This is a genomic window from Polyangiaceae bacterium, from assembly GCA_015075635.1.
In the GTDB taxonomy this organism is placed as follows: Bacteria; Myxococcota_A; Polyangia; order Polyangiales; family Polyangiaceae; genus JADJKB01.
On record JABTUA010000003.1, the window covers coordinates 311,928 to 325,215 of the forward strand.

The following is a 13,288-nucleotide window of genomic DNA, read 5'->3' on the forward strand; positions in this document are numbered from 1 at the left end:
GCCGGCGGCCGGCGTGGCGCTCCAGTCACAGTGTGACCGGGAGATCAGCGCCATCCACTGCGCCGCGGCACCGTACGGTGACTTGGCTCGAGGCACGCGCTTTGCTTTCCCTGGCGGAGTACTGGCGTCCGTCCTTCTGCTCCAGCTGGCGACCTCCGCCGCGCAACCGCCGCCCGGGTGGTACGACGACGAGCCCAAGGACCGAGCCTCACCCGAGCCACGGCGCTCTCGGGAGGAAGCGGTCGCACACGGGTTCCTGCTCAGGGCAGGCGCCGGTGTCGGGTCTCTCCAGCCAAGTGAGCACGCCGAGCTCCTGGCCAAGGACGGCTACGATCTCGACACTCGGGCGGAGCTGACGCTCGCAGCCTCCGCGGTCGTGGCGGGGCGCGTCGCGATTGGTGCCTACGCGGGCGTGGGCACCGGGGGCACCGCTCCCTCGTCGGACGCGCCGACCCTGACCCAGACGGTGGCGCGCACGGGCGGCGAGCTCTCGCTCGTTCTCCAGCCCAGCGCCGGGTCGCTCCTGCTCTTCGGTCCGCAGGTCGGCGTGCTCCAGGGGACTCTTTCGGTCCACGGCGCGGGAGAGAGCCAGACGGTGCTCGAATACGGCGGCATGCTCGGCGCCTACTTTCGCGTCAACGTCGGCCGCCCCGTCTGGTATCTCGGCGCCACGCTCGCGTACACGCTGGCGCCGGCGGAGCCGCCGGGCGCGGTCGGGCGCGACTACGACTACGGGGCCTTCCACATCGAGCTCACGGCGGTGCTCGGTGGCTGAGCGACGGCGTCGAGGCATCGTCGTGCTGGCGCTGCTCGGGTGCAGCGCCTGCTTCGACTTCACCGATCCCGCTCCGGGTGACCCGCGCCTCCTGGATCGCGTTTGCAGCCTGCCCGAGGACTGCACCACCAGCGGCAGCGCCGAGCGGACGACGGGTATCACCGCCGACAGCGTCGGCTTTCGGCTCGGCCCCGGCGGCGGCAGCGTCACGATCACACTGGTCTCCACCAGCGGCTCCGGGGCGCGCGAGCTCGAGGTGCTCGCGTCAGGAGCGGGGACGCTGCGCGTCACCTCGGCCGCGCTCGGAGTGTCCGAGGTCTTCGACCTGCGCGCGGACTACGACTGGTACCGGGTGGCGGGCGACCCAGGCTCCTCCAGTAACGTCGTCATCGATCTCGGCGTCGAGGGCGATTCGCGCGCCGAGGTCGCCGACTTGCGCGCGCAAGGTCTCGACCACTCCGGCTGTTCGGTCGCGGCACCCGGCAGCCCGGGACGCGCTCGCCCACGCCTGCGCGCGCTGCCGTAGCTCTGTGCTCGACGAAGCTCGACACCCGTCCGCGGCCAGCTCGGCGTGCGCTCCGGAGCCCTATCGCTCGGCGCTGGCAGCGAGCGCTCGCACCTCGTGCATCAGCTCGGACAGCTTGGCCCCGTCGAGCGTCGAACGGATGTTCTCGTTGGTCCAGTACAGGCGCGTCACGCGTCCGCGGGACTCGGTCCCGTCGCTGTTCGTGTGGGACTCCACGCTCGAGTGGACTTCGGGCAGCCTCAGGCGATTCAGAGTGAAGCTCGCGTACGTGATCGGACCCCAAGCTTGCCAGACGCGAATCGTCTTCTGCTCGACGTCGACGTCGAAACCCGCTCGGAAGGTGGGCGCCAGCGGCAATACGCCGAAGATCACCAGCATCGCCCAGGGGAAGCCCTTTCCTTCGCCGACCATCTCGCTTCCGACGACCGCGACCAGGGCGGCCGAGATCGCGGCCATGATGCCGACCCAGAGGAGCTCGATGGGCCGCACGACGTAGCGCACGGATCCGTTGGGCTGGAGCTTGCCGAAGCGAAGCTCCGGCGGTGCGGGTGGTTCGGACGCCGGCTTCGACCGACCCGAGGCAGCACGCTCCTTCTTCTGCCGCTTCTTCTTCGCGTTCGGAGCGTTCTCGGACTCGGCGCGCAGCCGGGCGAGCTCCGTCTCCTTCTCGGCCAGCTCGCCCTCCAAGTAGTCGACGCGATGCCGCAGTGCCTCCTTGGAGTCTCGCATGCCGTCAGCCTACCAAAGGAAGCACCGAGATCACGGCGCCATCGGGCCGATGTACGACTTCGCGGCCACGACGTTGTCGTAGTACTTCTTGGTCTCGTTGGGGCTGGCGTGGGCGTGGAACGACAGGTTGAAGCGATCGAGCTTCAGGCTGTCGATGTCGCGAAAACGCAGGTTGCCGAAATTTGCGATCTGCTTGCCGTCCAGCCAGAGCGTGATGCGGCCGTCGCGCTGTCCCGGCGTGTTCGCCTTCACCATGAGCTCGTAGCAGTACCACTTGTCGAGCTCCGGCGTGACCTCGGGCTGCGGGACGAAGTCGGCCCCGAAGTCGAAGGGGAGGCTGGTGTTCGGCATGACCAAACCCGACGGGAAGAAGTGGTCGCCGTAGTTGTCGCGCTGCTCCGGGTGGTAGACGTACACGTTCATCTGCCCCGGGGTCTTCGTCGAGGCTTCCCCGCGCCAGTGCTCGAACTCGACCAGGAACTTGTTCTTGCCGTCGGCGGGCACGCCCGGCGTGGCCTGGTTGCCGTTGTAGTAGTGGGCCGACATGCCGCCGCCGTTGTGGCTCGAGCCCACGATGTCGTTGTTCGGACCGAACTTGGAGTACCAGCGCAGGTACATCGCATCGAGCTCGGTGGTGAGCACCTTCTGGACCGCGTTGCTCAGCTCCTGGGTTCCCTTCGGGATCGTGAACTCCAGGGACTGCTTGCCCGCGAGCACGTTCCCGGTCTCGGTCGCCATGCGCGTCTGCGCCGCCTGGAAGGTGTTGTCCCAGCGATCCCAGAGCTTGGAGGCGTCCGCGTAGCTCTCGAAGTCGTCGGCGAAGATGACGTCGGGATCCTTGTCGATGCCCTGGTCGCCCGGATACTTCTGGGCGATTCCAACCGTCGCGCCGGCGCCGCCCGACGACGTGCCGCCCGACGACGTGCCGCCCGACGACGCGCCGCCCGACGACACTCCACCGGAAGAAGCCCCACCCGACGACGTCCCCGCCCCGCCGCCGGAGGACGTGCCGCCGCTGCCGGCCTTCGACTCGTCGTCCCCACCGCAGCCGGTGCCGACCAGCGTGAGGGCGAGCAGCAGTATCCCCGATTCGATCCCCGATCGCGCCATCCGAGACTCCTCCTCACGAGAGTATCACTCGCAATGAGCGCTCGAGCTAGAAGAACGTGCCCTTGCGCACCTGAAGCGACATGTCCTTCACGCCGGTCACGTCTTCGCGCGGCGTCCCTTGGACCTACCCCCCGCGGCGCGCCGCTGGTCATGATACGGGTCGACGGGCTAGAAGACCGAGCCGAGGGACGCGGGCATGAGCCAGTTGATCACGTACAAGATCGTCAGCGACGAGAAGGGCAAGGTGAAGAAGGCAGCCCGGACGGCCTGCAACTTCTGGAACCGCTTCGTCAGCCCCAAGAGCTCGGTCGTCATTCGTTTGGGAGTCTTCGACGAGGACTCCGACACGATCGCGATGGCCTACGAGCCGCACCGGCGCGCCGGCGTCGTCTACGGTCGGGTGGACTTCAACGCGAAGTACCTGGCCCGGTACGATGACCTCGAGATCGCCGGGACCGTCGTCCACGAGATCGGCCACACCCTCGGCTTCGGCTGGGCCAAGTGGATGACGCTCTTCGACGAGGAGACCGGCAAGTTCAAGCCCAGGTCCACCAAGGCCGTCCCGGCGCTCGAGAGCATGCTGGTCGAGACCGACGGTGACGAGGGCACCGCCCTCGCTCACTGGGACGAAGACACCTTCGACAAGGAATTGATGACTGGCTACGAGGACGCGTCGGAGCACGTCCTGCCGGTGACCATCGCGGTGATGAAGCTGCTCGGGCACCGGGTGAAGAGCACGCTGCCGAAGAAGACGTCGCTCCGGAAGCTGCTCCGGGAGTGCTCGGCCATCACCTTCAAACGCAAGGCCGAGGCCAAGAAGCTCGACCTCGATCTGTTCCGAGAGACGCCGCTCTTGGAGACGGTGCCTCACCCCAGACCGCGAGGGCGAAGAGGGCGAGGACGACGGAGGTAGGAGAAGGCCTCCTTCACTCCTCTCCGGCAATAGCGGACAGGTACGCCGTCTGCGCCGCGCGCATCTCCGGCGAGGCGGGCTTCTCGCTGGGGAACCCCACCACCAGGAGGTAAGCGCCCGTTACCGTGCTCTGCGGGTAGTTGAGCTCGGGTCTCATGGAGACGAGCGCCTCGGTCAGCGCCTTCTCCTCGGCCTTCGCCTTGGCGTGCCCGTCGAAGCGGAACACGTGGAGCCAGAGCGCCGGGCCCTCGACGCGCAGGTCACGCGCCGCTCGGACCTCGTGTCGCGTCCGGATCTCGGCGTCCACGCCGTGGTCGAGCGACAGGAGCTCGCGCTTCGGCGCACGCAGGCGGGCGAGCACCCAGCCTTCGATTCCCTCTTCGTCCACGACTGGCCTCCTCTGCTCGGCGCTCGCGATCGACGCCGGGGGCGTCGGGCTCGAGCTGCCGGGGCTTCCGGACGGCGCAGGCGTGCGACCACACGCCACCGCGAGCATCGAAAGAACGGCCACCCGCAGAAACGCACGCGCCACGGAGCGAGAGTACCTGCTCAGCAGCCCGGGAAGGGTCCGTAGACGCTCAAGGGCACTTGCAGCTGATTTGCAGCGGTCCCGGTGGCACCTGCTCGTCGGGCTGCCCGAGAACGCCGGCGTCGCAGTGCGCGGGGCAGGCTGCCTGCACCAGCCGGTACTCGTAGGAGACCCCCGTGCGACACACGGGCCCGGGGCGCGGGTTGGGGCAGTCCCAGCCGTCCGCCACCTCGTGGGATCCAGATCACGGCGCGCAGTCCAGCCGTGCGAGACGCACACGGAAGTCGCCGGGTGGCGTGGCGGTCCAGGCCACGACCAACCCCTCGCCAGCCGGTGAGCCGAAGAGCGCCGAAGGCCCGAACGAAGGCTCGGAGACGACCACGGTCTCGGCCCGGAGCCCGAACGACGCGTCGAAGACCGACACCGCGAGGTCGAAGTCCTTGCGCCACGCGATCGCGAGCTGATCGCCGACGGAGCCCAACGCGAAGGAGGTGATGGCGAGGTTCGGCGGCGAGATCGCGGTGGGGCCCGCCACCACGCCGCCCGTGTCCGCGACTCGCGCGGCGACGATGCGTCCGCCGTCGGCTCCTGCCGTGCTGTAGACCACGAACGCGCCGTCCGGGTGCGCCGCGACTTGCACGTCCACGATGGCGTCCTCCGAGGTGAGCTTCCCCAGCGAGACCGGCGAGCCCGTCTCGCGCACTCTCGAGATGGCGACCTCGGTCGGCGCGCCGAGGCAGCTCTTCAGCGTCGAGCGGGAGGCCGCGACCAGCCAGTGATCGCCGAACCCGATCGCCGCCGCCCTGGGCGGCTGTCCGGTGGCGCAGCCGAGATCGGTGAGGCCTTTGGCGCTGCCGCTCGGACCCACGAAGGTGGCGCGCAGCACCTGGGCCGGGGCGTCGAGATCGAAGCTGCCGACCAGGTGGCGCTCGTTCGCGGTCTGGTCGGCGGACACGAACATCGGGTCGATACCCGGGACGGCGATCGGCGGCTCGCTGCCGCCGCCGGCCTCGGCGTCGATGCCGCGGTAGAGGAGCACGCCGGCGTCCGCTCGCACCGCCGCTGCCCAGCGCTGGCCCTCACTCTGCCCGATGGCGTGGCTCGACTGCGTCTGGATGCCCGAGACGTAGATCGGTCCCAGCGTGCCAATCTCCGGCCAGTCGTCCCAGGGCGCGAGCGCGGCGTGCTCCAGAGCCAGCACGCCGTCCGGGCTCTTGCGCGCGAAGACGGCTGCGACGCGGCGCCCGTCGTCGCTGATGGCCGTGACCCGCAGGGCGTCGTCGAGGGCCGGGCTCGGCACGCCCTCCGGGGTGATGACCGGCCCGTGCGGCGAGAGGGTCGCGCACGGGGACGTGGGCGCGCCCCCGGCACCGGTTGGCAAGTCGGCGAAGGTCTCCGCGAGGCCCGAGCGCGAGCCGCAGCCGAGGGCGAGCAGGGCGAGGGCGATTGCCCTTCGCGTCATGCGCGCTCCGGGCTGTGGGCGCGAGTCGTGAGCACCTCGCGCGGCTCGCTCACGCCGCGCAGCAGGTGCTTGCCGAGCGAGACCAGCTCGTCGCTGGCGAGCCCGGCTGCGAAAGCGTCCGTCATCAGCAGCGGACAGCCCAGGGGCTTGCACAGCGCTTCGACGCGACAGAGCTCGTTGACGGACCCGCCAATCACGGTGAAGTCCAGGCGCCGGTGCCCGCCGACGTTCCCGTACATGACCACTCCGAGGTGCAAGCCAACGCCGATCGCGAGCTCTGGTCGGGCGCTGTCCGCGTGCGACCAGCCGTGCACCGCGTCGAGCGCCTCCTCCGCGGCGCTGAGGGCGCGGCGACAGGGCTCGCGGTCGTCGTTCCCCGCCGGGAAGACGGCCAGCACGGCGTCCCCGATGAACTTCAGGATCTCACCGCCGTGGTGCTCGATGGGCGACGTGACGAGCTCGAAGTACGCGTCGAGCACGCTCACGACCTCCCTCGGGGGCAGGCGGTCGCTCAGCTCCGTGAAGCCACGCAGGTCGCAGAACCACATCGCCGCGCGGCGCTCGACCCCCGTGCCTCGCCGGAATTCGCCCGCCAGGACCCGCCCCGCAGCGTTCGCGCCCAGGTAGACCTCCAGCAGCGAGCGGGTCCCGAAGCTCGCCCGAGCGAGCTGGAAGTGCAGCGAGAGCAAGGGGCCGAGCGCCTGCAAGCGCTCCACCTGCTCCGGCTCGAAGCCCCCGCTCCGGTCGGTGGTGAAGGCGATCCACGGGGGGCGATCCCCGCCGGGGTCGAGCGACAGGATGAAGTAGTCGCTGGCGCCCGAGTCGGCCAGCTCTCTCAGCAGCTCGAACGGGATCTGATCGCGCGGACCGTCCAGGCGGCAGCGCAGCGAGCCCACGCGATCGCGGTGGATCACCTCGGCAGGCGTCCCGATGTAGTCGGGCGTCGAGGACACGTCGTGGTCGCGGCGCACGACCCGACACGGGCCCCTCTTGTCCCAGAAGAGCTGGTTGCCCCAGAGCTCCGGGTGCAGTGTGGGGATCCAGGCGCTGATCCTGCAGATGGAGAAGCCCGCGAGGTTCAGGCGCGTGCCGAGCTCGGATACGAACGCCTCGGGCTCGAGCCGGCCTGCCGAGGTCTGTAGCAGCCACCCGGAGACGTCCTCGCTCATCGATCGCTCGGCTCGCGGTCCTTCGCCGGCAGCGCGTCGGCGAAGCGCGGGTCGTCCTTCCATCCGGGGCGAGGCGCGGGCTCACCGGCCCGTGGGACATGGGGCGAGGCCGCCACCTTCTGCATCTGGTGCACGTAGCGCGGGCAGTTCGGGAACACGCGCACGACGTCCACGCGCACCACGAGCTGGGCGCCCGGCATGCCCTCGAGCAGCGGATCGTCGAACGAGAGGTGCGCCGTGCCGTGGATGCGCAGGCGCGCCGGGCGCGCCCAGTCGATGAACAGGAGCGCCACATCGCTCCTGACCTCGACGTTGCCCAGCGATCGGAACTGGCCGTTGCCGTCGTAGTCGGGCCACGCGAGCTCCGTCGGCGAGAGCACCCGTACGAACCCAGGGGCGCCGCCCTTGTAGGAGCAGTCCGGGAAGCCGCTGGCGTCCGCGGTAGCCAGGAAGAACATGTCGGCGGCGCTCACCAGCGCCGCGTCACCGTCGCCGAGCGCGCTCTTGTAGGTGATCTGCTCCAGACGATCGGCGATGCGCCGCGTGTCGAAACGATCCTGGAGCCCGCGACTCCCCGAGTGGTAGCTGGACATCCGACGCGCCCATCATACGCGCGCGGGTGGCCAGGGGGTGTCCCTAGTTCGGTGTGCGACCGAGCGGCTCGATTCGCGCCGCTCGGCGGTCAGCCGAGCCCCGGAATCACTTGAACAGTCTGGTCATGATCAGATCTCGATCCGCCAAGGAGGCGTGGGCTCGAAAACCGGCCGGACGCGCTTCGCGATACCCGACGGGGTGGGCCGGCGCCGGCCGTTTCGACCGAACGGAAGGGCCGCGTGGCGTTTGCTGCCGCCAGCGGAGCGCGAATCAGGGACACCCCCTCAGGGCTGCACCAGCGTCGCTACGCTCAGCGCCTCGTCCGTCGTGGCGCCCTTGTGCTTGCGCGAGTAGAGCCCGGCGGCGTTCCCCGCCACCAGGTAGACGCCATAGTTCACGACCTCGCCGTCCGCGTTCGCCCGTGCCTCGAAGTAGCGCTGCGCGACCCAGTGCCCCGAACGGGCGTGCTCCAGGCTCTTTTGCCAGATCTCCGGCGTCGCCTGCTTGCCGATGATCACCTCTTCGCCTTCGGCACCATAGTCGCTCTTCAGCACCCAGTCGTCCTTCTCGGCCGCCACGACCTTCGGCTCCAGCGTCTCCAGGCGGAACGTGGCGGGGATGAAACGGCGGATGACCTCTTGAGCGGCGGGGCCGAAGCGGTGGATGTGCTCCCACATCAGGGCCATGGTGCGTTTGTTCTGCGGCAGGACGGCACCGAACGGGTTCACGATGCAGAGCTTGCCGCCGAGCGCCGCGGCCAGGGCGACGCCCAGGGGCTCACGCAGTGGCTCCGTGTCCGGCAGGCTCTCGTCGTCCCAGGCGCTCACACGCTCGCCCCACCAGTCGGTCTTGTAGTGGCGGAGCATCACGCTGAAGGGCACGTCGAACAGGCAGGCACGGCCTTCGGCGTCCAGCGTCAGGTTGTAGGGAGAGCCGAGCACCACGTCCCAGCCGCGCTCCTCGAACCAGCGCTTGAACAGGCGAATCACGCCCAGGTCCTCCGTCAGCTCCGTCGGGTAGACGATGCCGGCGACGCGGGGATGGCCTTCGCCCAGGGTGAAGCGGGCGAGTCCCTCGACCATCTCGCAGTAGGTTGCGCCCAGCGCCGCGTTCGGGTCCAGCGTGTCCGGGTGGTCCGGGTGTGCAGCCTGGTTCAGCACGACGGCTTCGGCTTCGCCTGTCGGCGTGTCGCTGTTCAGCTCGGCGAACGCCAGGCCCTCGTCGGTCTCGAACACGTCCGCGCGAGCGATGCCGTGCCACATCGGGCGCGACGACTCCCACATGGCCTTCTGGAACGGGGTGAGCCGAAAGAACGAGTCGAGCAGCTCGGGGTCGTCCGCGCACATACGGCAGACGTCGTTGTAGACGCCGGCGACCTGCTCCGTGGCGCGGTACAAGGCGGTCTGCTCGCGCGCCGTGAGGATCAGCGGCTTCTCGGCGAGCCGCGGCTTGCCGCGGATCCAGGGGTCGGTGACGATGCCCGACTCGACCACTCTCGCGGCGAAGTCGTCGTAGCTCGGATCGCTCATGCGGCGGCTGTCGAGCCTAGCGCAGACCCGGACAAATGCTCTACCGTCGGTCTCCACGGTGATCCACGGCATCTGGGGCAGACCCTTCATCGACCTCGAGCCGCACCTGGACCTGTCCGGGCTCGACGCCATCCACGAGGAGGTGTGCCTGGGGCTCGCGCAGGTGCCGGTCGCGTACACCGGCGGCAGTCACCGCTCCATGGGCATCATGCCGCCGTCGCTCGAGACCGAAGCGTTGGTGGACTACGGCGACGTCCTCCGCGGGCTGACGGGCGAGCAGCGCGCCGTGTTCGCGTCGCTGGCCGACGACCCCATCGCCGCCCGCGACGAAGACATCTCGGACTTCGGCGAGGAGCGCCCGCGCACGCTCTCGCGCCGGCAGCAGCTCTGGCTCGAGTACCGCCACGGCGTCTACTTTCCGTGGAAGGTCTACTACGAGATGATCCCGAACCATTACTGGGACGAGAAGAGCTCCGCCGAGGGCAAGGCCTTCACCCGTGAGGCGCGCACGTTCTTTCCCGAGACCGTCGCGTTCGTGAAGCGGTTGCCCTTCCAGCAGATCGGGCGCTGCAACATCATGGGTCTCCGCGCCCACGACTACGGCACGGTTCACCTAGACGGTGACCCGAATCAGAAGCCGGAGGCCGATCACTTCGTCACCTTCTGCCCGGCGGGGAACAAGCGCCTGTTTCTCTGGGACGAAGAACGCGCAGAAAAGTTCCACATCGAGGCTCGCGCCTACTGGTTCAACGACAGCGACCACCACGGGGTGGAAGGCGCGCCGTTTTTCCGCTATTCGATCCGAGTCGACGGGGTGTTCCAGCCGGACTTCCTGCAGGCGCTCCGAGAGCGCCACCCCGAGCTTGCCCGAGGTAACGCGTGAACCCGAACGACCCGTCATTCAAAGAGGCATATCGCGTCGAGAAACCCGGCATCGTCGGCGCCAAGTGGTGGCAGGAAGGACTGGTCGAGCAGGCAGCGGTCGCCATCCCGCGGCGCTCGGCCCTCGCCGGCATGGTCGGGATCGTCACGGTCACGGGAGCCATCGCAGTGATCGGCGGAGCGCTGGCCATCTGCGGCGCCGCCGCGAGCAACGACGAGGTCGAGTACAAGACCATCGACCAGGCCTCGCTCAAGGCTCAGCGGGACTACGGCTGGAACTTCGGCGCCGTCACCGAGAAGCTGGTGTTCGACGGCGAACAGAAGACGCCCTTCGATCGCGCGGCACTGGCGCGGCTGCGCAGCGAGCTCATGCCGGTGAAGGGCGAGCTGCGCCCCTTCTACTGGCCCACGCTGTTCGAGGCGCCGACGGCGATGCCGACGATCCCCATCGAGGGGGAGTCGCCGACCGCGCCGCTCTCGACGGTGCTGAGCCCGATCTTCACCTCCGCGATGGATGTCGCCTACAAGCGGGGCCGGGCGCTGGCCGCGCTGTTCGAGAAGGCGACGCCGGACACCGCGGTGCTGGTCGATTTGCCGGGGCCGGAGGCGGTGGCCATGGCGGCGGGGATGGCCGAGCGCTTCGAGCCGGTGGCGACCTTCGACAACTGGCCGCACCCGCGCGGGGTGGTGCCGGCGCACCTGACCCTGGCGGCGGCGGCGTATTACCAGCCGCTCTTCGCCAAGGCGCAGCAGCGTCGCACGCTGAGCGCGCTGCCGCTCCTGGTGCTCGATCGCAAGCGCCTGACGCAGTACACTGACGAGACGCGGCAGTTCGACAACCGTTACGTCGCCAAGCTGCCCCCGCCGGACGGCTTCAAGAAGCTCGGGGTCAAGCGCCTGCTCTACGTCGCGCCGGGCGGCGCCGACGCGCAGGAGCTCGACGACCTGAACGAAGACTTCGTGGCCTACGAGAAGGCCGGCATCGACGTGAAGATGGTCGCTGCGACCGATTTCACCGCGGGCAATCCGAGCCTCCCCGCCGCTGAGCGGCAGAAGCTCGAACAGGCGGGGGACTGGCCGCCCTACTACTACGGCGGCGACACCGGCTCCTCGGAGGGCTTCTGGTCCGACTACGGCTGGGAGTCGGGCACCGCCTCGCCGCCGAAGAAGCTCGCCTCGAACCGCCGCTCGTCGTCGCACAAGAGCTGGTCGCCGAGCGCTCGCGCAACGGCCTTCGGTTCGAGCACGTCCGCGCCCAGCACGAACGCCGACGGCACGGGCTCGATGAGCAAGGTCGCCAGGGTCGCCGTCGGCACCGTGGGCGTCGCCGTGGCGGCGGGCACCGGGGTCGTGCTCGGCACGCGTTACGGCACCGGACGCAGCACTGGGCCCCGCACCGGCGGGCGCAGCGGCTCGTTCGGGCGATCCACGGGCTCGGGCTCGGGCTGAGTGGAGGGATAGGCAAGTGTCCAACTCCGTCTTCGCCATCGAGATCGCCGCGCGCACCTACCCGAACGACCCGTTCCGGCAGGCGCTGCATCAGCTGATCCGTTCGCAGCCGTCGTTCCAGTCGCCGATCCAGAAGCGCCAGCTCTACTTCCAAGCCGCGCAGCACATCGGCGCGAACTTCGGCTCGGTCGAGCGTGGCTGCTGGGACTACTGGCCGGACCACGACAAGGCCGTCGCCGACTTCGAGATGTGGACGCAGGGCATGGTGACCGAGGAGGGCGCGCGCCAAGGGCCTTCGTACGACGGACCGCCGCGCTACCTGACCTTCACCATGGCCTTCCTGATGGTGCACGGCTCGCCCACGGACCAGGCCATCGCCCAGCGCTGCAACATCCCTCAGGAGAACCTGTGGCGCCGCGACGTGTTCGGCTACATCGTGCAGGCGGTCGCCGCCATCGACTTCGCGGACGTGCAGTCCGACGTCGTCTACCTGATCCCGGGCGACGACTCCTTCGCGCTCACGCCGCAAGATCTGGCGCTGCCGAAGTTCCAGTATCTGCGGCAGATCGCTTGAGTCAGAACCACGGAATCGACCGGCGCCCTCGACCCACGGCGCGGGCCGTGCAACACGGCGGGGATGCGCACCGAGGGTCGACGCCGTTCCAGTAACTTCGAAGATCGCGGCGCTGGAGCTGGCGGCGGCGGTGGTGGCGTTCCGATTCAGGCCCTGGCTTCCGTCGTCAGGCTGTTCGGCTGGAAAGGCGCGCTCATCGTCGCCGTGGTGCTGGGCGTCGGCTACTTCGTGCTGCCGTCGGCGTTGAAGCAGCAGCTGCTCGGAGCGCTGGCCGGAGGCGGGCAGCAGTCGGGCAAGGGCCGGGGCGCTGGCAGCGTATGTGAGGCCTCGCCGACGAACGCCAAGGCCTGCGACTTCTCGCGCGTGGTGCTGGCTTCCACGGAGGACGTGTGGACGCCGGTGTTCAAGAGCGGCGCGCTGCCCAGCTACGGCGCCGCGCCCGGTCCCTACCAGGCGCCGGTGCTGGTGGTGTTCGCCAATTCCGTCACCACGGGCGGCTGCGGCGGCGCGACCTCCGACGTCGGCCCCTTCTACTGCCCTGCGGACAGGAAGCTGTACATCGACCCCAGCTTCTACGACGTGATGGAGAAGCGCTTGCGCGCGCCCGGCGACTTCGCGCAAGCCTACGTGATCGCGCACGAGGTCGGTCACCACGTCCAGAACTTGATCGGCTCCAGCAAGACGCAGGTCGGCGGTGAAACCAAGAACCAGCAGTCGGTACGCGTCGAGCTCCAGGCAGATTGCCTGTCGGGCGTGTGGGGACACACCGCGCGCGCGTCGCTCGAGATCACCGACGAGGACCTGTCCGAGGCCATGACCGCTGCGCACGCCATTGGCGACGACACGCTCGGCCACGCCAACGAGCGCAACTACACCCATGGCTCCGCCGCCCAGCGAAAGCGCTGGTTCCGGCGCGGCTTCGACAGCGGCGACGCCCGGCAGTGCGACACCTTCGCGGTCAAGAACTACGCGGAGCTGTGAGCTGGGTCTTCTTGCGCATCGCCCGCGCCGGCGCTCCCGAGCTGCGGGCCGAAGGGCACGCCCGAG

Annotated in this window: 15 protein-coding genes; 7 read left to right on the top strand and 8 right to left on the bottom strand. The window is 69.3% G+C overall.

All coding sequences use genetic code 11. From position 1 onward, the window contains the following. Positions 1–13 precede the first annotated feature (13 nt). Both HS104_31980 and HS104_31985 read left to right on the top strand, forming a co-directional pair. On the top strand, positions 14–775 hold the full coding sequence (locus HS104_31980) for a hypothetical protein (protein ID MBE7484573.1): 762 nt from the start codon (positions 14–16) through the stop codon (positions 773–775). Next, positions 768–1,301, top strand: a complete 534-nt coding sequence (locus tag HS104_31985) for a hypothetical protein (GenBank protein ID MBE7484574.1) — start codon at positions 768–770, stop codon at positions 1,299–1,301. Before HS104_31980 ends, HS104_31985 begins: the two co-directional genes overlap by 8 nt. Positions 1,302–1,361: 60 nt before the next feature. On the opposite strand, the gene HS104_31990 is transcribed toward HS104_31985, so the two are convergent. Next, positions 1,362–2,030, bottom strand: coding sequence for a hypothetical protein (locus tag HS104_31990; protein MBE7484575.1), 669 nt, complete (start codon positions 2,028–2,030; stop codon positions 1,362–1,364). 30 nt (positions 2,031–2,060) lie between these two features. After that, positions 2,061–3,140, bottom strand: coding sequence for a hypothetical protein (locus HS104_31995; protein ID MBE7484576.1), 1,080 nt, complete (start codon positions 3,138–3,140; stop codon positions 2,061–2,063). 196 nt (positions 3,141–3,336) lie between these two features. Here HS104_31995 and HS104_32000 point away from each other — a divergent pair, with 196 nt between their 5' ends. Continuing rightward, the gene (locus HS104_32000; GenBank protein MBE7484577.1) at positions 3,337–4,053 is read left to right on the top strand and encodes a hypothetical protein; all 717 of its coding nucleotides are present in this window, start codon (positions 3,337–3,339) and stop codon (positions 4,051–4,053) included. A 13-nt stretch (positions 4,054–4,066) separates the two neighbouring features. On the opposite strand, the gene HS104_32005 is transcribed toward HS104_32000, so the two are convergent. The 6 genes from HS104_32005 to HS104_32030 all read right to left on the bottom strand — a co-directional run bounded on the left by HS104_32005 (position 4,067) and on the right by HS104_32030 (position 9,336). Next, complete coding sequence (locus HS104_32005; GenBank protein ID MBE7484578.1) at positions 4,067–4,441, bottom strand: hypothetical protein; 375 nt, start codon at positions 4,439–4,441, stop codon at positions 4,067–4,069. A 190-nt stretch (positions 4,442–4,631) separates the two neighbouring features. Further along, on the bottom strand, positions 4,632–4,811 hold the full coding sequence (locus HS104_32010) for a hypothetical protein (GenBank protein ID MBE7484579.1): 180 nt from the start codon (positions 4,809–4,811) through the stop codon (positions 4,632–4,634). Positions 4,812–4,826: 15 nt separating this feature from the next. Next, a complete protein-coding gene (locus HS104_32015; protein ID MBE7484580.1) occupies positions 4,827–6,044 on the bottom strand; it encodes a hypothetical protein in 1,218 nt (405 codons plus the stop codon). Beyond that, positions 6,041–7,213: an adenylate/guanylate cyclase domain-containing protein gene (locus HS104_32020; protein ID MBE7484581.1), complete on the bottom strand. Its 1,173-nt coding sequence runs from the start codon at positions 7,211–7,213 to the stop codon at positions 6,041–6,043. Before HS104_32020 ends, HS104_32015 begins: the two co-directional genes overlap by 4 nt. Beyond that, positions 7,210–7,806, bottom strand: a complete 597-nt coding sequence (locus HS104_32025; GenBank protein MBE7484582.1) for a pyridoxamine 5'-phosphate oxidase family protein — start codon at positions 7,804–7,806, stop codon at positions 7,210–7,212. Before HS104_32025 ends, HS104_32020 begins: the two co-directional genes overlap by 4 nt. 285 nt (positions 7,807–8,091) lie before the next feature. Continuing rightward, a complete protein-coding gene (locus HS104_32030; protein ID MBE7484583.1) occupies positions 8,092–9,336 on the bottom strand; it encodes a glutathionylspermidine synthase family protein in 1,245 nt (414 codons plus the stop codon). Here HS104_32030 and HS104_32035 point away from each other — a divergent pair. The 4 genes from HS104_32035 to HS104_32050 all read left to right on the top strand — a co-directional run bounded on the left by HS104_32035 (position 9,335) and on the right by HS104_32050 (position 13,222). Further along, complete coding sequence (locus HS104_32035) at positions 9,335–10,219, top strand: hypothetical protein (protein MBE7484584.1); 885 nt, start codon at positions 9,335–9,337, stop codon at positions 10,217–10,219. The two genes, HS104_32030 and HS104_32035, sit on opposite strands and share 2 nt — an antisense overlap. Then, positions 10,216–11,667, top strand: coding sequence for a hypothetical protein (locus HS104_32040; GenBank protein MBE7484585.1), 1,452 nt, complete (start codon positions 10,216–10,218; stop codon positions 11,665–11,667). The genes HS104_32035 and HS104_32040 overlap by 4 nt, the downstream gene beginning before the upstream one ends. A gap of 16 nt (positions 11,668–11,683) precedes the next feature. Further along, the gene (locus tag HS104_32045) at positions 11,684–12,241 is read left to right on the top strand and encodes a hypothetical protein (protein MBE7484586.1); all 558 of its coding nucleotides are present in this window, start codon (positions 11,684–11,686) and stop codon (positions 12,239–12,241) included. A gap of 63 nt (positions 12,242–12,304) precedes the next feature. Then, entirely contained in the window at positions 12,305–13,222 is a 918-nt protein-coding gene (locus tag HS104_32050) for a neutral zinc metallopeptidase (protein MBE7484587.1), read from the top strand. The last annotated feature ends 66 nt before the right edge of the window (positions 13,223–13,288 follow it).